The organism is Dysgonomonas sp. 216, from assembly GCF_010501065.1.
Taxonomy (GTDB): domain Bacteria; phylum Bacteroidota; class Bacteroidia; order Bacteroidales; family Dysgonomonadaceae; genus QVMM01.
This window is the reverse complement of record NZ_QVMM01000007.1, coordinates 82,644-105,586: the sequence shown is the minus strand read 5'-3', so window position 1 is coordinate 105,586 and position 22,943 is coordinate 82,644. Positions and strand designations below refer to the sequence as shown.

16 protein-coding genes and 1 pseudogene are annotated in these 22,943 nt (G+C 39.0%); 2 read left to right on the top strand and 15 right to left on the bottom strand.

All coding sequences use genetic code 11. The annotated features are described in order from the left end of the window. Nucleotides 1–13: 13 nt before the first annotated feature. The 11 genes and pseudogenes from recG to D0T53_RS05795 form a co-directional block, all read right to left on the bottom strand. Nucleotides 14–2,095 (bottom strand): ATP-dependent DNA helicase RecG, encoded by a 2,082-nt coding sequence (recG, locus tag D0T53_RS05840; RefSeq protein ID WP_163266020.1) that lies wholly within the window; start codon nucleotides 2,093–2,095, stop codon nucleotides 14–16. Between the two features lie 12 nt (nucleotides 2,096–2,107). Further along, on the bottom strand, nucleotides 2,108–3,130 hold the full coding sequence (gene ruvB / locus D0T53_RS05835; RefSeq protein ID WP_163266018.1) for a Holliday junction branch migration DNA helicase RuvB: 1,023 nt from the start codon (nucleotides 3,128–3,130) through the stop codon (nucleotides 2,108–2,110). Then, nucleotides 3,127–5,397 carry a bifunctional (p)ppGpp synthetase/guanosine-3',5'-bis(diphosphate) 3'-pyrophosphohydrolase gene (locus tag D0T53_RS05830; RefSeq protein WP_163266016.1) on the bottom strand — a complete coding sequence of 757 codons (2,271 nt, stop codon included), beginning with the start codon at nucleotides 5,395–5,397 and terminating at the stop codon, nucleotides 3,127–3,129. The genes ruvB and D0T53_RS05830 overlap by 4 nt, the downstream gene beginning before the upstream one ends. 56 nt (nucleotides 5,398–5,453) lie before the next feature. After that, complete coding sequence (locus D0T53_RS13730) at nucleotides 5,454–6,200, bottom strand: LysM peptidoglycan-binding domain-containing protein (protein WP_370457794.1); 747 nt, start codon at nucleotides 6,198–6,200, stop codon at nucleotides 5,454–5,456. 180 nt (nucleotides 6,201–6,380) lie between these two features. Continuing rightward, nucleotides 6,381–7,628, bottom strand: a pseudogene (locus tag D0T53_RS13725) (transglycosylase SLT domain-containing protein); the annotation flags it as partial. Between the two features lie 25 nt (nucleotides 7,629–7,653). Continuing rightward, complete coding sequence (locus D0T53_RS05820) at nucleotides 7,654–8,364, bottom strand: DUF5683 domain-containing protein (protein ID WP_221411503.1); 711 nt, start codon at nucleotides 8,362–8,364, stop codon at nucleotides 7,654–7,656. Between the two features lie 34 nt (nucleotides 8,365–8,398). Continuing rightward, a complete protein-coding gene (locus tag D0T53_RS05815) occupies nucleotides 8,399–9,304 on the bottom strand; it encodes a ParB/RepB/Spo0J family partition protein (RefSeq protein WP_163266012.1) in 906 nt (301 codons plus the stop codon). A gap of 66 nt (nucleotides 9,305–9,370) precedes the next feature. After that, nucleotides 9,371–10,135: a ParA family protein gene (locus D0T53_RS05810; RefSeq protein WP_163266010.1), complete on the bottom strand. Its 765-nt coding sequence runs from the start codon at nucleotides 10,133–10,135 to the stop codon at nucleotides 9,371–9,373. A 478-nt stretch (nucleotides 10,136–10,613) separates the two neighbouring features. After that, nucleotides 10,614–12,230 (bottom strand): T9SS type A sorting domain-containing protein, encoded by a 1,617-nt coding sequence (locus D0T53_RS05805; RefSeq protein ID WP_163266008.1) that lies wholly within the window; start codon nucleotides 12,228–12,230, stop codon nucleotides 10,614–10,616. 91 nt (nucleotides 12,231–12,321) lie between these two features. Beyond that, on the bottom strand, nucleotides 12,322–13,950 hold the full coding sequence (locus D0T53_RS05800) for a S8 family serine peptidase (RefSeq protein WP_163266006.1): 1,629 nt from the start codon (nucleotides 13,948–13,950) through the stop codon (nucleotides 12,322–12,324). 68 nt (nucleotides 13,951–14,018) lie between these two features. Next, a complete protein-coding gene (locus D0T53_RS05795; protein WP_163266004.1) occupies nucleotides 14,019–14,636 on the bottom strand; it encodes a WbqC family protein in 618 nt (205 codons plus the stop codon). A gap of 118 nt (nucleotides 14,637–14,754) precedes the next feature. Between D0T53_RS05795 and D0T53_RS05790 the strand changes: the two genes are divergently transcribed. Further along, entirely contained in the window at nucleotides 14,755–15,615 is an 861-nt protein-coding gene (locus D0T53_RS05790; RefSeq protein WP_163266002.1) for a GyrI-like domain-containing protein, read from the top strand. A gap of 81 nt (nucleotides 15,616–15,696) precedes the next feature. On the opposite strand, the gene D0T53_RS05785 is transcribed toward D0T53_RS05790, so the two are convergent. Beyond that, nucleotides 15,697–16,287 carry an LEA type 2 family protein gene (locus D0T53_RS05785; protein ID WP_163266000.1) on the bottom strand — a complete coding sequence of 197 codons (591 nt, stop codon included), beginning with the start codon at nucleotides 16,285–16,287 and terminating at the stop codon, nucleotides 15,697–15,699. A gap of 26 nt (nucleotides 16,288–16,313) precedes the next feature. Next, nucleotides 16,314–17,351 (bottom strand): DUF2027 domain-containing protein, encoded by a 1,038-nt coding sequence (locus D0T53_RS05780; protein WP_163265998.1) that lies wholly within the window; start codon nucleotides 17,349–17,351, stop codon nucleotides 16,314–16,316. 71 nt (nucleotides 17,352–17,422) lie between these two features. Here D0T53_RS05780 and D0T53_RS05775 point away from each other — a divergent pair, with 71 nt between their 5' ends. Beyond that, complete coding sequence (locus tag D0T53_RS05775; RefSeq protein ID WP_163265989.1) at nucleotides 17,423–18,646, top strand: S-adenosylmethionine:tRNA ribosyltransferase-isomerase; 1,224 nt, start codon at nucleotides 17,423–17,425, stop codon at nucleotides 18,644–18,646. Between the two features lie 6 nt (nucleotides 18,647–18,652). Here the strand turns inward: D0T53_RS05775 and D0T53_RS05770 are convergent, their stop codons facing one another. Together D0T53_RS05770 and D0T53_RS05765 are read right to left on the bottom strand one after the other, a co-directional pair. Further along, nucleotides 18,653–19,270 (bottom strand): polysaccharide deacetylase family protein, encoded by a 618-nt coding sequence (locus D0T53_RS05770; RefSeq protein WP_163266168.1) that lies wholly within the window; start codon nucleotides 19,268–19,270, stop codon nucleotides 18,653–18,655. Nucleotides 19,271–19,333: 63 nt separating this feature from the next. Beyond that, nucleotides 19,334–22,828, bottom strand: coding sequence for a DUF2723 domain-containing protein (locus tag D0T53_RS05765; protein ID WP_163265987.1), 3,495 nt, complete (start codon nucleotides 22,826–22,828; stop codon nucleotides 19,334–19,336). Nucleotides 22,829–22,943: the final 115 nt, after the last annotated feature.

The following is a 22,943-nucleotide window of genomic DNA, read 5'->3' as shown; positions in this document are numbered from 1 at the left end:
ATAAAAGAATTGGCTAACTGATAATTCCCCAATTGAAACGGTTTCCGCTAAGTTTTTTGAGCTGCCGTTTTAATATTAGATTTTTGGGTGTAGATAAATCAGGATCTTCATCCAAAACCTTATCTGCAATTTCGCGGGCAAAGTTTACAATTTCGCCATCGCGAACAAGATTTGCTATTCTCAGGTTAAAAGCAACTCCGCTTTGTTGCGTTCCTTCCAGATCGCCGGGTCCTCGCAATTTAAGGTCTGCTTCTGCAATTTCGAACCCATCGTTACTTTCCACCATTATATTTATGCGTTTGCGTGTGTCTGTCGACAATTCGTATGGAGTTATCAGTATACAAAACGATTGGTCGGCTCCACGCCCCACACGCCCCCTTAATTGATGAAGCTGGGAAAGACCGAATCGTTGTGCACTTTCGATTATCATAACCGAAGCATTTGGTACGTTTACTCCTACTTCTATTACCGTAGTTGCCACCATTATTTGGGCATCGTTATTGGCAAACCTGCGCATCTCCTCGTCTTTGTCCTTTGGTTTCATCTTTCCGTGAACCTTGCATACTTTATATTCGGGGAATACTTCGCAAATATGCTTGTAACCATCTTCCAGATTTTTCAGGTCGAGTTTTTCACTTTCTTCTATCAGTGGATAAACTATATATACTTGCCGCCCCTCATGCAATTGTTTCCGTACCGATTGATATAATGCTCCTCTCTTTTTGTCGTATTGATGTACTGTTTGAATTGGTTTGCGTCCCGGCGGTAATTCGTCGATAACCGAAACGTCAAGATCGCCATAAACAGTCATTGCCAGTGTGCGAGGTATAGGTGTGGCAGTCATAACCAGCACATGCGGAGGGCGTGTGTTTTTTTTCCACAATTTAGCTCTTTGTGCTACTCCAAATCGGTGCTGTTCGTCTACTATAACCAACCCTAGGTTTGCGAACTGAACAGTGTCTTCTATCAATGCGTGAGTGCCTATTAATATCTGTAAATCTCCGGTAAGAAGATTGTTATGTATTTTCTCGCGTGCAGCCTTCTTTGTCGATCCGGTAAGCAAATCAACGTGGATGTTAAGACCGAATAGCAACTCTTTTATCGTCTCGTAGTGTTGGGTAGCCAAAATCTCTGTTGGCGCCATCAGGCAGGCTTGAAATCCGTTGTCAATGGCTATGAGCATCAGCATAAGAGCAACAAGGGTCTTTCCGCTGCCAACATCGCCTTGAAGTAATCGGTTCATCTGTTCGCCGGTTGCCATATCGTGCCTTATTTCGCGAATAATCCGTTTTTGGGCATTGGTAAGTTCGAAAGGTAAGTTCTGATTGTAGAAAGAGTTGAAATAATCTCCTACTTGCGAAAAAACAAATCCTTTCAGTTTCTTTCGATCGCTTCTGTATTGAAGCAGGTTCAGCTGTATATAGAATAATTCCTCAAATTTTAACCTGAACTGCGCATCCCTGAGGATTGCAGGATTTTCGGGGAAATGAATGTTTCTTAAAGCTTTTTTTAACTCTATAACCCTAGCTTGCTGTATTACATGTTCGGGCAGTGTTTCGTCGATATGCGATAATGTGGATACCAGAGCCGAGTGCACAATTTTCTGAATTGCTTTCGAATTCAGATAGTGCTTTTTCATTTTTTCGGTAGTATTATAAAAACCTGTAAGCCCTACTGGACGACTAGCTTCGTCAATATAAGCATCTATTTCGGGGTGTGCGATGTTTATTTTGCTGCCAAATACGGTAGGTTTCCCGAAGATAATATATGGCGAGTAAGTACGATATTTGTCTACTATAAATTTTGCCCCCTGAAACCATACTAAGTCTATTATTCCTGTTCCGTCGGTAAAATGTCCTACCAGCCTTTTATTTCGTCCTTCGCCGAATGTTTCGAAGGCTGTAATATGTCCTTTCAGTTGTATGTATGGCATATTTCCGTCTATCTCGCGTATGAGATAAATACGGCTGCGGTCGATATAGCGATAAGGAAAGTAATAAAGGATATCTTCGACCGTAAAAATGTCGATTTCCTTGTTCAGAATTTCGGCTTTTTTAGGACCTACTCCGGCGAGGAATTTGATATCGGTGCTCATCTATATATTTTCTCAGAATAAGAATCCTTGATCGTTTATACGTTTTCGTCCCAAATGGGTGTAGGCCAATTCGGTAACTTCTCGCCCACGAGGGGTACGTTTCATAAATCCTTCTTTTATCAAATAAGGTTCATAAACTTCTTCAATAGTGCCGCTGTCTTCGCCTAAAGCTGTTGCGATGGTAGATATACCAACAGGTCCTCCTTTGAATTTATCTATAATTGTCAATAGTATCTTATTGTCTACTTCGTCAAGACCATATCGGTCGATGTTTAAAGCTTCGAGAGCATAAATAGCTATATCTTTGTCTATTTTGCCCGAACCTTTTACTTGTGCAAAATCGCGAACTCGGCGCAACAGAGCATTAGCTATACGTGGAGTTCCCCTGCTACGCGACGATATTTCGGTTGCAGCATCGTTGGCACATGGAATATCGAGTATGTTTGCCGAACGGCGGATGATGCCTGTCAGCGTTTTCATATCGTAATATTCGAGGTGCATATTTATTCCGAAACGTGCTCGTAAAGGACTGGTTAATAGCCCGCTACGTGTTGTTGCTCCTACTAGCGTGAACGGATTTAATTCAATTTGTATAGAACGTGCCGAAGGTCCCTTATCTATCATTATATCAATCCGGTAATCTTCCATTGCGCTATAGAGGTATTCCTCTACGATGGGAGAAAGGCGGTGTATTTCGTCGATAAAAAGAACATCGTTGGGTTCGAGAGAGGTAAGTAATCCGGCCAAATCGCCCGGTTTATCGAGTACAGGACCTGATGTAACTTTAAACCCTACACCCAATTCGTTTGCGATGATATTTGAGAGGGTTGTTTTACCCAATCCCGGAGGGCCATGCAATAATGTATGGTCGAGCGATTCTCCTCTCATTTTTGCGGCTGCAACGAATATACGCAGGTTTTCTACAATTTTATCTTGTCCGCTAAAACTACCGAATGTAAGAGGACGCAGGGCATTCTCGAATTCGCGCTCCGAATTGTTTAGGTTTTCGTTATGTATATTGAACGAATCTGTCATTCTTTAAATCCTATTACTCTGTTTACCGACTGAACTCCGTCTATTTTGGTTATCTGACTGCAAAGTTTCTGAACTTCTTTTACGTCGTGTACATATACTTCTATTTTACCTTCGAAAATTCCATCTTTCGATTCAATATCTACAGCTTTGATATTTATCAATCCGCTGGCCGATAAGGTTTGGGTGATTTCGAGAAGCATTCCCCGGCGATCGATACCCGATATATTGATTGTTGAAAGAAAAGAATCTTGTACATAGCTACCCCATTTTACGGTAAGGATGCGGTTTCCGAAATTACTTTTCAGCCTTAGTCCTACAGGGCATGTTACATTGTGTATTTCTACTTCGTTGTTTTCGGTCAGATACCCGAATACATTATCTCCCGGAATGGGGCTGCAACATGTTGCAATTTTATAATTTTTTTGAAGACCTTCTTCTTCAAGTATATATGTTTTTTTTACGTCAATAGGTTCGTCTTGTTTTTCTTTAATAACAGCTATAGGTTGCATTTTTTCCTGCTTTTTAACGGCATGCAAAGCTTGTTTCATGTACCTTACTAAAAGATTTCCCGAGTTGCTTTTTTTCAGGTTCATTAGTTTCTCTGCTCTTTCGGGCAAATCTATTTCTTTGTTACCTATAGCGTAAAAAAGGTCTTCTTTTTTATTTTTCTTGTAGAAGTCCAACATTCTGTCAAGTATCGGCTGGGAAAATTCTACTTGCGACTTTTTAAATATTTCGTTTAATATTTTTTCGCCACGTTTAGTCGCTTCTTTTCTTTGCTTACGCAGTGCCGACTCAAGCTTTGTTTTGGCTTTGGCTGTTGTAACTATATTTTTCCAGCTGGGTTGAGGCTGTTTGTTTTTTGAAGTAATAATTTCAACCTGATCTCCGCTATTTAATCGTTGGCTTAGCGGAACAAGTTTATGATTTACCTTTGCGCCTATAGCATGGTCGCCTATGTCGGAATGTAGTTCGTATGCAAAATCAAGAGCTGTGGCTCCCAGAGCCATTGTTTTTATTTCGCCTTTAGGAGTAAATACAAATATTTCCTGCGAAAATAGGTTTAATTTTATTGTGTCGAGGAAGTCTATTGCATTAGGATTAGGATTCTCCAGAATTTCTTTAATGGTTTTCAACCATTTCTCTAGTTCGTTATCTTCCTCAATTTTTCCTTCTTTATATTTCCAGTGTGCAGCGAAGCCTTTTTCGGCAATTTCGTCCATTCTACGGCTGCGTATCTGTATTTCTATCCATTCGCCATCGGGTCCCATCACAGTAAGATGCAAGGCCTGATATCCGTTCGATTTTGGACGGCTCACCCAGTCTCTGATCCGATCGGGACGAAGCCTGTATATACTTGTAATGGTAGAATAAATATCCCAACATTGTTTTCTTTCGTCTACTCCGGGTTTGTCTTCGAATATAATGCGTACAGCAAATATGTCGTAAATTTCTTCGAACGGAACCGATTTTGCCTGCATCTTGTTCCAGATAGAATAAACCGACTTGTCCCGTGCTTTTATTTCGTATTTAAACCCTTCTGTGTCGAGGCGTTCTTTTACCGGTTCTGCAAAATTTTCGTATATAGCATTTCGTTTACTGTAGCTGGCCCTAAGTTTGTCGGCAATTTCGTTGTATGCTTCGGGATTTTCGTATTTGAAACTTAGTTCTTCTAGTTCCGTTTTTATGGCAAATAAGCCTAAACGATGTGCTAAAGGTGCATAAATGTACATGGTTTCGCCTGCTATTTTATGCCTTTTTGCAGGTAGCATAGCGCCCAATGTACGCATGTTGTGTAGGCGGTCGGCTATTTTTACTAATATTACCCTGATGTCGTCCGACATTGTAAGCAACAGCTTTCTGAAATTTTCGGCTTGTGCCGATATAACATTGTCACCAAACATTCCGCCCGATATTTTGGTAAGTCCATCTACAATGCGGGCAATTTTTTCGCCAAACAGGGCTTGAATGTCCTCTACCGTGTAATCGGTATCTTCTACAACATCGTGTAATAGAGCCGAACATATGGAGGTTGATCCCAACCCGATATCTTTACATACTATTTGTGCAACGGCAATGGGGTGAAGGATATAAGGTTCGCCCGAACGTCGGCGTGCTCCTTTATGAGCCTCGTTTGCAAGATTAAATGCTTTTGTTATCAGCTCAATCTTACGCCTGTGGTTCGAGTTTAAATAATATTGAATAAGAGTATTAAACTCTTTCTCAATTAGTAATTCGTCTTCCTTATCTCTTTTTTCTTTGCTCATAAAATGTTGCGACAGTGAAAGAGCAAAGTTAATAAATGATTCCCAAATTTATGTGCTTATTTTATGGGAATAGTGAGTTTTTGCCCGAGGCTCAGCTTATCGCTTGTTATATTGCTGGCTTTCATTATATCGTTAACCTTTACGCCTTTATATCGTTTTGCAATGCCCGATAGAGTATCTCCCTTTTTTACTACATAAGTAATTGTCTTTTGGCGAGGGGTGCCGGTTCCGTTTTTATTTTTATCGAGTAGCCTTCTTGCTTCTGCTTGTTTTAACGCTTCGCGGTGTTCTTTTTCTTCAGCTATTCTTCTTTCTTCGGTACGTTTTTTCTCTTCTGCTATTCTTTTTTCTTCAGCAACTTTTCTTTCCTCGGCTATTTTCTTTTCTTCGGCAAGCCTTTTCTCTTCTTCCTCTTTTTGTATTTCGGCTTCGAGTTTAAGGTCGGCTTCTTTTTGTGCTTCGGCTTCTTTTCTTGCTTCGACCATTCTTTCGAGTTCTTTTTTAGGGAGCATTATTTTCAAACGTTGCCCGATACTTACCTTTTTCGAATCGATATTATTCCATTCCTGTATCTCCTTGGTCGAAACGTTATAACGGTTTGCTATCAGCAGAAGGGTTTCGCCAATTCTTACTTTATGGTAAATTGTTTGTGTATCTTCTGCTAATATACGATTAGTTACCTGTATGTCATCCGATTCGGCTATTGTTGTATCTGCTACATCAATCGATATAGAATCGGCAACTTCCATATCTGCATCTTCGTTTTCTAAAAGCTCGTCAGTGTTATCATCATCTTCCTGAATATTTTTATAATATTCGGCAAAAAAGCTGCCGGCAGAACTTTCTGTGTCGGCGCTATCCTGCGATGATCCTTCGGCTTGTTTTGTCGGTTCTTTTTTGGTATCCGATTTAGTTGCTGCCGGAGTTTCGGTTGGCTTTTTATTTTCGGTTTTGCTTTGCTGGGTTGCAGGCTTTCCTTGTCGTATTATTAAAGTTTTACCCGGATTGATACGGGTCGATTTCATATTGTTCAGACGTTGTATTTGATTTACAGTAACACCGTATTTTCGGGCAATAGCGCCTAGGTTTTCGCCCCGTTTAACTTTGTGGGTTTGTCCTCCTTTTGCACTTGTTGTATAGCCCTGTGCTTCTACTATTTTGCGGTGAGTTAGCAAATCTTGTGATTTATGACGAAAAATGGTATCCTGATGGGTAAGGAACTGACCGGCTATATTCGACGGTAAACATATTGAATAGGGCTTGTGATCGCCGGGTATAATGTCTTTTTTATACTGAGGGTTAAGATCACGAAGTTCCTCGATAGGTATGTTTAATAAATCCGATACTTGCTGAAAGTGAAGGTTTTTGGTTACCATTACTGTGTCTACGGCAATAGGGTAAATATACTCCATTGGCTGTATGTTGTGCTTTTGGTGGTAACTCATAATGTAAGTTGCTGCAATAAACAATGGAACATAACCTCTTGTTTCGCGTGGCAAATTTGGGTAAATAGCCCAGTAGTCGCGTTGTCCGCCACTACGGCGAATAGCTTTGTTTACATTTCCGGGTCCGCAGTTATAAGCGGCAATTACCAGATTCCAGTCGCCATATATGTCGTAAAGGTCTTTTAGGTAACGAGCAGCGGCATCGGTTGCTTTTATTGGGTCGCGGCGTTCGTCAACAAGGCTGTTTACTTCCAGATCGTACATACGTCCTGTTGCCAGCATAAACTGCCAAAGGCCTGTAGCACCAGCCCGCGATACGGCGGCAGGATTTATGGCCGATTCTATTACCGGCAGATATTTTAGTTCGAGGGGCAACTGGTATTTATCGAGAGTTTCTTCTATTAGTGGAAAATAGTATTTCCCTTTGCCCAACATGTAAGAAACCGATGAGCGCCTGCGCGACGAGTATAAATCGATGTAAGATCTTACAATTTGATTGTATACCAGTTCCATTTCGGTTGGAAGCGAGTAAAGGCGGTTCACGTAAGTTGAATCGGGATAAATGATATCTTTATCTTTACTTGGGTTGTAGTTCGATGGGTGTTTGAACTTCTTTTTCCAATCAATTAATAATTCTTCAAGATTATGGTCTGCATCTATCGGAACTTGTATGTTCCGGTCGGTTATGGTATCTTTTAGTCTTAATTGGTTGTGTTTTGTCTGGGCTATTATATTTATCGAAGTTATCGTAAATATAATAACAGGTATTATTATTTTTTTTAGCATAGTTGGCTCCTCTGTTGTTTGTTTCTTAAAATTTCAGACTGCATTGTACTCCAAGCGATTTACTTGAATGCTGGGTCTGGTTCATAATAACCGGCTCTATACGCATCGATAGGTCGGGACTCATATTAAAATCAAATAGATGTGCATCTACGTAAGCGTCTATCATGCACACTGCATATAAGGCTACAGCACCTATAATTGCAAGGTCTCTGTTTCGTCTGTAAAAATCTCGTTGTCTTTTGTAGCTCGATCTTAGCCAATCAATTTGCGAATCTGTTATCATGGTGGGATCTTCCATGTTTGCTATGCTCGAAGGCGCCATCGATAACCAGCTCTGATAATTATTGCGTGGGTTTTCGACCATTATTGCCCGGTAAACCGACGAGTAATCGTTATAGTATCCTCCGTTCCACGATATGGCATAAGTAAGCCCCAAAAAACCACCATAAACGATCGGTAATTTCCAATATTTACGGTTATATATTTGTCCCAGACCGGGAAAAATGGCTGAATAAATAACAGCCTTTGTTGGGTCTGGTTTAAAAGGTTTTATTTCGATGGTTGCTTCGGGTGGAAGGTCCACCTTTTCGCTTTTTACCCAATTCAGGGTGTCGTTAATTATAGAATCTTGTTTTAATATTTCTGTTTTTGATATAATGCTATCTTGTTTTTCCTGCCCTTTCAGAAAGGAGCTAAAGGAGATAAACATAATACAGATAGCAAGATATTTTTTCATATTTAATTGTAATGGGCTGAAAATGGATTTTTATTTATTTTTTAAGTTGGTCGAATATGCCAATAATACGTTCAAGATCTTCTTCCGAACTAAATGCAAGGCTTATTTTTCCTTTTCCTTTATCGTTGCATGTTATTTGTACTTTTGCCTGAAAGAATTTGGAAAGATGATTTTTTAATAATTCAAATTCTTCGGGAGAGGCTTTGCGTACATTCTTCTTAATGGTTTTAACTGCTTCTTTTTCTTGAAGCAAATCCTCAAGTTTTTCTCCGCTATTTATAGCTCTTACATATTCTTCTACTTTCCGAACGGATAATCCTTCTTCGAGTATAAGTTCGTATACTTCGAGTTGTACTGCCGGATCGGTTATTGTAACCAATGTGCGGGCATGTGCCATGTCTATTTTTTTGTCGCGTATAGCCATTTGTATTTCTGCCGGAAGTTTAAGCAAACGCAGATAGTTGGCTATAGTTGTACGTTTTTTTCCCACCCGTTCGCTTAATTTTTCCTGAGTCAGCTTAAGCGTATCGAGCAGGTTCTGATAAGCTAAGGCTATTTCTATCGAGTTCAGGTCTTCGCGTTGGATGTTTTCTATCAAAGCCATTTCCATCACGCTTTCGTCTTCTGCCGTTTTTATATATGCGGGAATAGATTCTAATCCTGCCATCTTCGAAGCTCTGTACCGACGTTCTCCTGCTATAATCTGATAATGGTCTTCTTTTATTTTGCGTAAAGTAATAGGCTGTATTACCCCAATTTGCACTATTGAAGCCGACAGTTCCTCAAGTGCTTCTTTTTCGAAGTCTCTACGGGGTTGGTCGGGGTTAGGCTGTATTTGTGTCAGAGGTATTTCGTTAATAGATGACGAGCCTTGTATTTGCACATCGTCCATTGTGATAAGTGCATCAAGTCCTCTTCCTAGTGCCGGTTTTTTTGCCATTTTTTGAGTTTATGTTTTATTTGGATGAAAAAGGTAGCCTTTTTTATGAGGCTAGAATTTACAAAGTTACGAATTTTTTCCGATAAGCTCTTTAGCCAATTGCATGTGGTTTACGCTGCCTCGCGATAGGGCATCGTACACAATAACGGGTTGTGCGAAACTTTGCGATTCGCTTAGCTTTACGTTACGTTGTATAACTGTTTCGAATACCAACTCCTGAAAGTGTTTTTTTACTTCTTCGTAAATTTGGTTTGCGAGACGTAAACGTGCATCGTACATTGTTAGTAAGAACCCTTCTATTTCGAGTTGAGGGTTTAGTTTCGATTTGATAATCTTTATTGTATTAAGTAGCTTACTTATACCTTCGAGTGCAAAATATTCGCATTGAACAGGTATAATTACCGAATCGGCAGCAGTAAGAGCATTTACTGTAATGAGCCCTAACGAAGGGGAACAGTCGATAAGTATATAGTCGTAATCGTCTTTTAAGGGGCGTAAAACAGCTGCTAACTTTTTCTCTCTGTCGCCTATGTTCAACATTTCCAATTCGGCTCCAACCAGGTTTATGTGCGAAGGGATAATGTCGAGCCTGTCTAACTCGGTGCGTAGTATTGCTTCTTGTGGAGTTGATTCTCCGATGAGGCATTCATAAATTGTATGTTTTACTTTCTTTATGTCGATTCCCAGTCCGGAAGAGGCATTGGCTTGCGGATCGGCATCGACAACCAGAACTTTTTTTTCGAGTGCAGCTAACGATGCTGCAAGGTTTATTGATGTGGTTGTTTTTCCAACCCCTCCTTTTTGATTAGCTAAAGCAATTATTTTACCCATAACTTGATATATAATATCCGGTTTTAATATTAAGATGCAAAATAACAAATAAAAAGCAGTACATGAACAGGTAGGTATACAAACAATTGTTATATTGTTGAAAAGTACGTTAAGCTGTTAATAAAAGTTGTATCTATTTGTGAATCAGTGTAAATGTTGTGTAGATGCTCAGCGTGTTTTTAAACGCCCGAAAGATTAATTATTGTTAATGTGTGCAAAAATAGTGTTTGTTATTATGTTTTATAACATAAAATGCTTTATCTTTGTACTGTGTTTTTCATGGTATTAGATTTAAGGTTAACAATGAAGATTGGTTGTCGTGAGACAACCTTTTCTTTTTTATATGCTCTGCTAATTAGTGCATCACTATATACAAATATAAAAGGGAACAATTTTGTTCCCTTTTAATTTATCCCTTCTTAAAATAAGTTGATATAAAACAAACTCATTTACGGCAAAACGATGGTTTTGTTTAGTGCTATTGTTTTATTATTCTAACGGCTTCGTTATCATTTATTTGTAGCAAATAAGCTCCATTGCCGAATCCTGACAAGTTAATTTCGTTGTTTTTGGTTTGTAACAGGCATTTTCCGCTAAGGTCAAATATTTTTACGTTTGGTTGTTCTGTTCCGTCGATAATTATTTTTCCGGCTGTTGGATTAGGATAAACCAAGAACGAACCTACTTTTACATTGTTAATACTGTTGCCTAAATTTATAGTTTGCCATGCCGAATATGTTTCTACCGATCTTTTAGTGAGCGTACTAGTTTCGTCTTTTGCGTATTGCCACCTGTTGTAGAAAGTGGTTTTTACAGGACGTTTTTGTGTGTCATATTCGCGATCATATTCTTCTTCTTGTAGGTGATAGTATTTGTCGGTTTTTAATGTTTTTCCTTCTTCAAACGATCTGATTTCGTCGTAATACTCATTGTATTGCACAGTTCTCTCCCATGTTTCTTTAAGTTCGCCGGTATCTTCGTCGTAATACTCTTCGATTTTAGTATAACTACCATAATTGTCGGTAAACTTAGTTGTGTATTTAGATATGAAGTTATCGTTTAACTTTGTTGCTGTAGACATTTCAGTTTTGGATGCATTTACAGTAGAGATTACTGTGCCTGCTTTTTTTCCGTCAATAAGAATATCAGCATTATACAAAAATTGTTTCGAAATAGAATAACCTTGGGCATATTTATCATCGTCCATATCTTGGTCGGCAGGTTGTAAAGAATAAATATCAAAATATTCCTGACCATATATTGGAGTTATATTAGTAAAAGTAACCAACATATACTCATCTTCCGTACTATTTCGCAAGTTTGATTCAGTCTCATCGGCCTCTTCGAATTTAGTATACATCGAGATTTCGCTCAACATATTCTGATCGTTCCATTTATATTCGGTCCATTCATTCTCGTCATAATCTTTATCATTTACATCGCCTGTATCTTTTATCAAACGACCTTTGTTGTCGAAAGTAAGATGTGCTGCAAGTTCCATTTCTTTAGTGTCACTGTTGTAATATTTAATGCCTGTGCGAATTCCTTGAGCATTTACTACAGTTTCGCTTGCGTCGCGCAGTTGCCACCCTTGGTCTGCTTCATCTGAGTTATAGTATTCCTCGCGCGAAGATAGTAGCATTCCTTTGTCGTCATAGTTGCATTTTTTTCTTTCCTGATTATGGCCATTTTCAGCATTGTAATGGAATTCGCTAACTACAAATAAACCATTGGGCAATTGCTCGTATTTGTTTGTGATAACAATATTAGATGCACACATGTCTAAATTTACGACATAATTACAATGTTCTTCAGAAATTATATGTCCATAATCGTCATATTTATATGTAATTTGATCGTTTTGGCTTTCTAAAATTTCGTCATCCCAATATGTCCAACTTGTAACTTTAGTAGGACGATAAACCGATTTTGACGAAGACCTTTTTTGAGGATACCGGAAAGTTTGCTCGTCACTTGAGCGTACTTCAGTTGTTTGGCTTTTCTTTTTTGATTTAGGTAAAAAAAACGAAGGCTTTTGTGCCGATGACATGCTTGCTAAGCATAAAAAGGATAAAATTAATGTAAACTTCTTCATAAGTTGTACTGTTATTGTAAGCTTTGAATATATAACAAAGGCTTACTTAATGAATATAAGATTATTACTGTTTGCAAATTTACATATTTTTTTAGAAACAGACTTTTTTCGAAGCAGCAAACTCGCTACTTTTTATATTGATAATAAATATATTATTGTTTCCCTGTGCAATTTTATATGTCTTTTCTTTCTCGTGGAAAGAGTCAATTGTAATTGTTTTTCCCTCGATGCTGTAAATGCGGACGTTATATTTCGATGAGTTGTCCGAAGTCTTTTTTATTGTTATGGTTTGATTTACACTGTCTGTTATAATGTTGAAATAGTCTTCGTAACGGATTGTATTATTAATGCCTGTTTGCGAATTGGCTATTTGCATGGCTTTAACCATGTTGGGTATGCCATATCCGTAATTGTTATCGGGCTCGTAGTATCGGTTAGCCGATTGCCGTATAACGTCTGCCAGTTGTTTATTGGTTAATAGAGGAAAAGCCTGCCACAAACAAGTTACAAGACCGCACATAATAGGAGAGGAGAACGATGTTCCGCTGCTGGTTGTAATAATGCCATTTTTATCGATAGTTCCCGCTTGCGACCCAACTGCCATCACATCGGGTTTTACCCGTCCGTCGGCAGTTGGCCCTCGTGAACTGAACCCTATTATTATTGAGTCGGATTTCATGGCACCTACTGTAAATACATATTGTCCGTCAGCAGGAGGCGTAATGTATTTCCAGTTTTTGCTTCCCTCGTTTCCTGCGCTCGAGACAACAAAAATGCCCTTTTCGACGGCCTTGTTTGCTCCTTGCGTAATGTATGCGGTTTTACCGTCGGTTTGTTCGTATGTGTAACTTGTTGCAGGAGCATCGAATTTTGAATAACCTAACGATGAGTTTATAACATCTACCCCAATGCTATCGGCATATTCTGCCGCAGTAACCCAATAATCTTCTTCTACCGGATATTCGTATGCTGCATTCTCGGTACGTAGGAGCCAATAACGAGCTTTTGGCGCTGTGCCCACAAATGTGTAGGGATGATTGGTTGCCATGCATGAAAGGACTTTCACACCATGATCGTTTTCCAGACTGCTGTCTTTATAAAAGACAAAATCTTTTATCTCTTGTATTTGTACATCGCTTAAATATAAATTCTCGTCCAGATGTTCAAATCCTGCATCGAGAACAGCAATATCCATACCTTCGCTCCTGAATCCGGCACGATGAAGTGAATCGCCCCTATGAACGAGTATTTGCTTGTTTGCTGCACCATAATAATCGCCGGTATATGTTGTGCTTTTGGGCAGGTTGCTGTTTTGAGGCATTCTGATACTATTGGCTATACCTTTCCAGACAAATGTAATGCTGTCGACAAAAGCAAAATTATTCAGCGTTTCGGCCATAATACTGTCATTGCAATGTACGGTTACAGTGTTCAGCCATTTACTTTTGGCTGCAATTTCGAAACCTTGCGATTTTAGTATCTCAACATATTGGGGCGAAACGGGCAGATCGCTTTCGTCAATAGCTATGTTTTGTCTGTTGCGCCTGTCTAATGCTTTTTGCGAAAGAAACTCTAAAGGATTATCGATAGAGTAGGGCGATGCATTTTTATCGCTTAGGAAAACACGAAACTTGTAACTATAGTTTGTCGTATCCTGTTGTGCCACAATAAAACCAAACGGTAGTATAAGGGCTATTATAAATGTTTTAAACTTTAACATGTTGTTATTCAAATAGGTTGCGTATAACAAATGTAACGATGTTTTCTTACATATCAAAGGTAAAGTTGTTACTTGTTCAGCACAAGCAAACTTTCGTTTCCCATGTTGAAAAGAAGATCTATTATACTTAGGTTTTCGGTAAATCCGAATTTGTGAGCAAACACCTGATAATAAGAATTGGCTATAAATTCAGGATCGGTATCCACTGTTTTCTTTTTAGGGTGGATAATTTCTCTGAAATCGTTTTGAAGTCCGGTTTCGTACAGGTTTGTGTATTGAATGTTATTTGTGTTTATGTCGAGTAATTCGCAAATGAGAGTCCGCAAACCTTCGTTAAAGTCGAATAAAAATTCAAACTTTTTTTCGTAAAACGGGCGAAAATCGTCTTTATAGTATTCGAAAAATGGAGTGGAATTGTATGCCGATATAATAGCATTCCAGTGTAAATGTTGCCAGTTGTTTTGGTAGGTAATTCGTATATCCTTAATTTGTATTTTAGCCGATTTTTGATGCTCGACAGGGATCGATAATGGCATGACTCCGTTTGCTGATAGTATATTGCAGCGGTTTCGGTAAGTTTGTTTTATATAGTTTTCGTGCTGTTCAATAAAAACGTTAGTGGGTGCAATAAGTTTTTTGTAATATTGAACAGGTGCCAGATATGCTGTTGACAGATAAATATTCATTGCTTGAATTTTGATGTGTGACAAAGATAATATTTTTGATATTGTAACCGAAAATAGCAAGTTAGGAAAAGTGTGTGTTATTTTGGCTCCGTAATTTTGTAATAGAAATTTGTAGCGTATGAAAAAGGGAACAATGACGAGGGAAGATTATGCTAAGCGAATCAATATTGTAATCGAACATATTGGGCGTAATCTCGACAGAGAAATAACCCTGAACGAGTTGTCGGAAGTGTCGAATTTCTCGCCATTTCACTTTCACCGAATATTCAGGGCTATTATAGGCGAACCAATTGGCGCATTTGTTGTAAGAATGCGGGTCGAGACTGCAGCTCGGCTGTTAAGGTATACTTCGCTACCTGTTCAGGATATAGCTTATAGTGTGGGGTACAACACACCGTCTTCGTTGACAAAAGTTTTCAGGCAGTTCTACAATATTTCGCCAAATGATTACAGAAACAATAAAAGTTACACTATTATGAAACCATTGCAATTAAATCCCGATATCAATTTAAAAGCTCCTAAAATTGTTGAGCAGGAAGAAAAGAATGCTATTTATGTACGTTTGCAAGGCAATTATCAATCTGTTGATTATTGTGGGGCGTTCAACAAATTATGGGCATTTGTAAAAGAGAATAAACTGTTTTCGGCCGGAATAGAGCATGTAACTCTATCGCATGATGACCCGAAGGTAACAGAAACCGATAAGTTGCGAACCGACGTTTGCTTAGTAGTACATAAACCGGCAAAACCTCAAGGTGAGGTTGGTGTGCGTACAATTCCGGGCGGAAAATTTGCTGTGTTTACTTACGTGGGGCCTTACAGTAATTTGTATACTGTGTTTGATACAATATATCGAAAGTGGTTGCCCGAAAGCGGCTATCAGGTGCGTATGGAACAAGGGTTTGAAAGATATTTGAATAACCCCGATAAAACGGAGGAAAGCAAACTAAAAACGGAGATATATATTCCAATAGAATAGTTGGAGAAAAAAGTAAGGTTGCTCATTCGGGCAACCTTACTCTTTATCGTTCACATGATTTATAGCATTATCTGCTTTAGGCTATTTACCTCCAAAGTTAAAACTTACAGGTATGTAAACAGGCGAAGTGATAGGGGTACTTCCTATCATAAAGGTTGGTTTTAGTTGTACGGTTACCTTAGATTTACTATTGCCTATACCTAAAAAGTTTTTAGCTATGTTTTGTACCGCTGTTTTTGAATTCGATTTCATTAAAGTAGCAAGGTCGAGACCTATTGTAAGAGGCAATGTTTGTTTTCCGCCGGCTGCAATGTTCATTGTTTGGTTTACCGATCCTGTAGTGAATTCAATGTCGTCTATACTTATAATATACTGCATGCCGTGCATTTTTGCTGCCGACTGATTAGGGTTTTTAACATCCATATTCAATGTGAAATTCATTGGGATGGAATTGGCCTGCCCTGTAAGTATAGACGTGAGTTTAAGTACATTTGTCGCCGAAATTCCACTCGACAGGTTCATCCCCGATACAGTAAGGTTCGATATCGAATTATAGTCGTATTTGCACTGTGTGATATTATATGCACTTGACAGCTCTTTCGATACATCACACCCGCTAAAAATAAGCATCAGACTTATAACAATGCCTAATATTCCAGTTTTTCTTCTCATAAATTAAAGTTTGTTATTTGTATTAATTATTTAATAGTCACCATTGTTGCTCCGAATCCGTATTCACGGAACGAGGCATCCTGATAGTATACTCCTTTGTACTTGTTTTTCAGTTCGTTCAGTACGGCATTTTTTAATACTCCGTTACCTTTGCCATGTATAAATACTATTTTTTGTCCTTTATTTTTAATGTTATCTTCCATTACTTCCCTGAACTTGTCCATCTGGTATTCGAGAATATCGCCGGCTTCTAATCCGGCTGTAGTATCAATCAATTCCGAAATATGCAGGTCGACCTCAATAACAGGATTGGCATTCTTTTTCGAAATCGCTTGCTTTTTTGGCCTTTCAGCTACCTCCTTTTCCATCATGGCACGGCTTAGTTCTTCTCCCGATATTATAATTTGTTTTTCGGGCAAGTCGCGGCGTGTAATGTAATATACAATAGCATCGTCGTTAAAATAGTCGTTATCGCGAAAACTGTGTAGTTTGTAGAACTTCACAGTATCGATATGTATTTGGGCAAGTACAGGATTTTTAAGGGCAAAAGGCTTATCCTTTTTGTAGGCAATGTATTGAAATCCGATATGTTCCAGGTCGTTTAGGTCGGATTTCTCGAATTCTTCAATAAACATTTTCATATTAGGCTCTATAACACCCGACGCACGACATAACCAGCCGCCGTCGTTACGACTCATATAACTGTATGCAAGGTAATAGTTACTGTCGTTTACCAGATAGCATTCGTAAGATGTTGTATTGAGGCTTTTTATGTCGACAGGCAGATAGGCGAGGCAAATGGTAAGTTGTTCGCCTTCTTTGGTTTCTTCTATTACTACAGGCTCTTCTTCTTTAGGTTGTGGTGTCGAAAAAATCTCACTAGGTGCTTTTACCGATTGGCGCACCTGAGCTTCTCCGGCAGATTCAACAACTACAACCTCACGAATAAGCATAGGAGTGTCGAATCCATCGTCATCTACTATCACAATATCTTTTCCTTGAAATCCTGTTACAATACCGCCTCCTGTTGTATTCAGAAAACGGACTCTATCTCCTATTTTCATTTTTGTATTGCCCTTCTTTATTTTTTATTAGGGCAAAGTTGACTATTTTTGTCCGAATAAAAAAAGAAAACGTGAAAATATATAATCCGCAGCAACTTCATATAAACGACTTTGATTACAATCTTCCCGATGACAGAATAGCTAAGTACCCATTAAGCAAAAGGGATGAATCGAAGCTTCTGGTATATCGTAATGATACAATTGGCGAAGATGTGTTTTCGTCCGTTACATCTTATATTCCTTCGGGTAGCCTGATGATTTTCAATAATACCAAAGTTATACAGGCACGTATGTTTTTTCGAAAACCTACAGGTGCACAAATAGAGATATTTTGCCTCGAACCGCATCAGCCGCACGACTATGCCCTTATTTTTCAGCAAACCCGCAAATGTTCGTGGTATTGTTTAATAGGCAACCTGAAAAAGTGGAAAGATGGAGAGCTGTCGAAAACTGTATACATTGACGGAAATGAGATAACCCTCACTGCAAATCGTTTACATACAGCAGGCGATAGCCATATTGTAGAATTTGTATGGGATAATCAGACATATACCTTTTCCGATTTGCTCGAAAACGGAGGCGAACTGCCAATTCCGCCTTACCTTAATCGTCAGACCGAAGAAAAAGACAAGGAAACATATCAAACTCTGTATTCCAAAATAAAAGGGTCGGTTGCTGCACCTACTGCGGGTTTACACTTTACCGAAGATGTTTTTTCGGACTTAGAAGATAAAGGTATTCGCACTGCCGAAGTTACCTTACATGTAGGTGCGGGTACATTTAAACCGGTAAAGAGCGAAACCATAGAAGGGCATACCATGCACAACGAGTTTATAGCTGTATCTAAAAATACCATCGGGCAGCTAATAGAAAACAGAGGAAAGGTTATTGCAGTAGGTACAACTTCGGTGCGTACACTCGAAAGCCTTTACTATATAGGTTCGCTTCTTGAAGATAATCCGGATGTTAGCGAACTGAAGGTGTTGCAATGGCAACCTTATGACGAAGCTAATAACCAAATAGGGGCGAAAAAAGCATTACAAAACATACTGCATTATCTCGATCGGAATGAACTGGAAACACTATTTGCCGATACGCAAATAATTATAGCGCCGGGTTACGAATTTAAGATTGTAGAGGGTATTGTTACAAACTTTCATCAGCCTAAAAGTACACTGTTACTTTTAGTTTCGGCTTTTGTGAAAGGTAATTGGAAAGAGATTTACGACTATGCGCTATCTCACGATTTCCGTTTTTTAAGTTATGGCGATAGCTCTATTTTGCTGCGCGATTGACGTAAATTAGTCAAGCAAGCGAAAAGAATATCCTTGTTCGATAAGCCATTCTATTGATTTTGGTAAAGCCTCTTTGATGTTTTTTTGGGCTTTCAACGAATCGTGAAATACAATAACCGACCCATTTCGGACGTATTTTTTTACATTGGCAAATACTTTATCGGGAGTCATTCTGTTGCTGTAATCGCGGGTTACTACATCCCAAAGTATTATTTTATATTTTCTCCGGAGTTTGAAAAACTGGCGGAACCTAATGTGCCCGTGAGGGGGACGAAACAAATACGAATCGATATATTCCGAAGCCAGTTCGGCATTTTTTATATAGTTTTTTGTTCGTGTCCGCAATCCTTGTAAATGGTTGAAGGTATGGTTACCTACTTTATGCCCTTTATCTATAACTTGTTTAAAAACATCGGGGTGTTTTTTAACATTGTCGCCTACACAAAAGAAGGTTGCTTTAATGTTGTATTTGTCTAGCACGTCCAACACCCATGGAGTCATTTCGGGAATCGGACCGTCATCAAACGTAAGGTAGACGATTTTTTCCCCGTCGGAAGGCTTTATCTTCCAAATGCCTCCGGGAAACATCATCCTATATATCAATGGTGGTTGTTCTATTAACATACTAAAAAGGATAAGAGTATGTTTTTCCTCACGGAAGTAAACATACTCTCTTTTATCATTCATTTACTGTTGCGAACCATATTCTCTCAACAAGTGTGGATTGTACTTTTGTACGGTAGCCAAAGTTTTATGTATGGCTATCTCTTGTTCGGCACGGAAAATCGAATCCACGCTTGTTTGGTATTGAACTATTGCATCGTCGGCAATGCTTTTTAATGCATAATTACCCAGTGCAGGTATTCCTGCTCTGTAATATAGTTCGGCATACGTTAAAAGATTGTTCGAAACTGTTGTATATGTTTCTCTGTCTCCGTTCAAATTGCTTAGCGAAGCAGTACGTAGCAATGCTTCGAAACTTTCAGCTATTTCGCGGGTACAGTTTTGCATTTGTTTTGGGGTAAGCCTGTTGTACCAGTTTATTGTTCTTTGCGCCCTGTCGCTTATCTGATTCAGTATTTCTTTTGCCTTTTGGGGTTGTCCCAAGGCGTAATAAAATTCGCTTAAGCTAACAGCTTCTGCTCCGAATGGTACAGTGTTTCCGGGTATTTTTTCCACACAAGTGTTCAGTGCAATAAGGGCTTTATCCATTTTTCCTTCTTCTATAAGCCCACCTATCACTTGAATGAACATCAATCTGAACGAACGGCACATTCTTAATGTGTTTTCGTCGAGATATATTTTTGGATTTTCAATGTTGCCCCATTTAAATTTGTTCACCATATTATCGAAAGCAACATCGGTATTTACACCTGTCGGATTAACTATTCCCGGCAATATGCGGTATGTAATACCTTCGAGCAAGAATTGGTTGCGTAAGTTGAGGTACATGTCGTTACCAACTGTTGCGGCATAGTATATAGGACGTTTCCAGCCTTCTTTGTTGATGTTGTTAAGCATCTCCATTATCATCAGGTCGTTGCGATAAACCACCGATTTTCCGGCAAGGTTTATTGTCATTTCCGATTTAGGCATTGTATTAAGCCCTGCCCAATCGACCGAAGCTGAATCGATAGGCATTGTTAACTTATCCGATGGTATAACGAATCCTTCATCGATGAACGGATTGAAAGGTGCGTAGCTGGTTTGGGTTTTAAATATGTTCATCATGTCATTTAAAGGCATTGTTTCTTTAAAGGCATTTTGATCATATATTTGCGAATAGTTAATATTCTCCGATCCCATTCTTTCGAGCCAGTTATTGCCTCCGGCCTCACGTTTTACCTGATTTTGAACAGCTGTTTCTATTTGTTTTTTAGTTACCACATAAGCATATAATCCTTTATCGCCTATATAGTCTTTTTTCTCCCACGTAATAGGTAATGGATTCGAGTCGTACGCCTGGCGTCTCATTTGGTCGACATACCAATCGGTTTGCAGATAACTCAGATTACATACACGCACATCGGTTCTGAATCCTTCTACTTCTTGTGCATACCATAGTGGGAATGTATCATTGTCTCCGTTTGTGAATAGTATAGCATCGGGTTCACAGCTTTTCAGATAATTCATCCCGAAGTCGCGCATAGTGGTACGTCCCGATCGATCGTGGTCGTCCCAGTTTTGCGAAGCCATTTGTATCGGGATCAGCAAAGTTACTACTGTAACAATTCCAGCGGCAGGAGCTTCGCTCAGATATTTTTTTAGTAAAGCCCACAATCCGGCAACACCAAATCCTATCCAGATACAGAAAGCATAAAACGATCCGGCGTATGCATAATCACGTTCACGGGGCTCGAATGGTTTTTGGTTAAGATAAATAACTATGGCGATTCCCGTCATGAAGAATAACATGAATGTAACCAGAAATTGTTGCTCTCCCTTGCCTTTACGTGTTACCTGATAAACAATACCAATAATACCAAGCAATAGCGGAAGCATATAGTATACATTGTGTCCTTTATTATCGGCAATATCCGGAGGAAGATCATCCTGAGGGCCAAGTCCGCGCAAGCTATCGATAAACCCAATGCCCGATATCCAGTTTCCGTTGTTTATGCCACCCATGTTCTGTATGTCGTTTTGTCGACCCGAGAAATTCCACATAAAATACCGCCAGTACATAAAATTAAGCTGGTAGCTAAAGAAGAACTGCATATTTTGCAGGAATGTAGGTTGTTGTTTTGCTTCAACCTGCTTGTCCGATATTCCTCCCCACATTTTGTATCCTTCGATATGCCTGGTTTCGCTTGAGTGCATACGAGGGAATAACATCGATTTGGTGTATTTGTAGCTTGGTGTTTTGCTTGCTACAAAATAGCGGTCTTTTTCGTTTTCGTTCTGTTTTACTATTTGGTCGTATTTTTCTTTTACGTTTGCTTCAACAGGACGACCTTTGCTATCGCGTTGAACATCCGAAGCAAAAGTTTTTCCGTAAAACAGAGGTGTATCTCCGTACTGCTCACGGTTAAGATAGTCGGTTAACGAAAATACATCTTCGGGCGAGTTCTGATCCATCGGGGTGTTAGCCGCCGAACGGATTGGAATTAATGCAAACGAAGAGTAACCTATAAGAATAACCATCAGACATAGAATTGATGTATTCAGAAATCTGAGGCTGATATTTTTGAAATAGAAGAAAAGTGCGAATATTGCCGCAAGGAACAAAACTACCCATAAAACGGCGTTCGAACTGATAAATAATACGCCTGAAAGTGCAAGGCAAAGCAGAAACGATATTTTAGAAACACCAATGTTCTCTTTTTTCGATGTCATGGTTGTATAAACACCCCACACAATAACAGCTATCAATATGAACAGATATACAAATAATCCGGAGTTGTATGAAAATCCTAACGAGTTTACAAACAATAGTTCGAACCATCCGCCAACTTTGGTAAATCCGGGGATGATGCCATACATCAGTATAACTATAAGCAACAACGATAGAATTAAGTATAATAATGTTCCCTTAAGTGTAACCTTGTCTGCTCTTTTATAATAATACACCAAAACAATAGCCGGAATACAAAGCAAGTTAAGCAAATGGACCCCGATCGAAAGCCCCATTGTATATGCTATAAGTACAAGCCATTTATCGGAACCGGGTTGGTCGGCACGGTTTTCCCATTTCAGTATCAGCCAAAACACAAGAGCCGTAAACATCGACGAATAGGCATAAACTTCTCCTTCGACAGCCGAAAACCAAAACGTATCGGTAAATGTATATGTGAGAGCCCCTACCAAGCCGCAGCCCATAATAGCGATAAGTTCGCCGGTAGTCATTTCTTTACCGTTATTGGCATATACAAGTTTTTTGGCCAGATGAGTAACAGTCCAGAATAAGAATAATATTGTAAGTGCGCTTAGTAATGCCGACATGGCATTTACCATCATTGCTACCTGAGACGGATCGGAAGCGAAAAGAGTAAAGAATTTTCCGGTTAACATAAAGAAGGGTGCGCCCGGAGGGTGCCCAACTTCTAATTTATATGCCGAGGTGATAAACTCCCCACAATCCCAGAAACTGGCAGTAGGTTCTATGGTTAGCAAATATGTTGTTGCTGCAATGATAAAACAAAACCACCCCAGAATGTTATTAATAAGATTGTATTTACTCATACTGACAAGCTATAGATTTACAGTTGTTTTTTTATTTGGCTGCAAATATAGTTAAAAGTATGATACAAAGCTCGTTTATTATTAATTCATTTAACTAATTTTATATACAAAAATT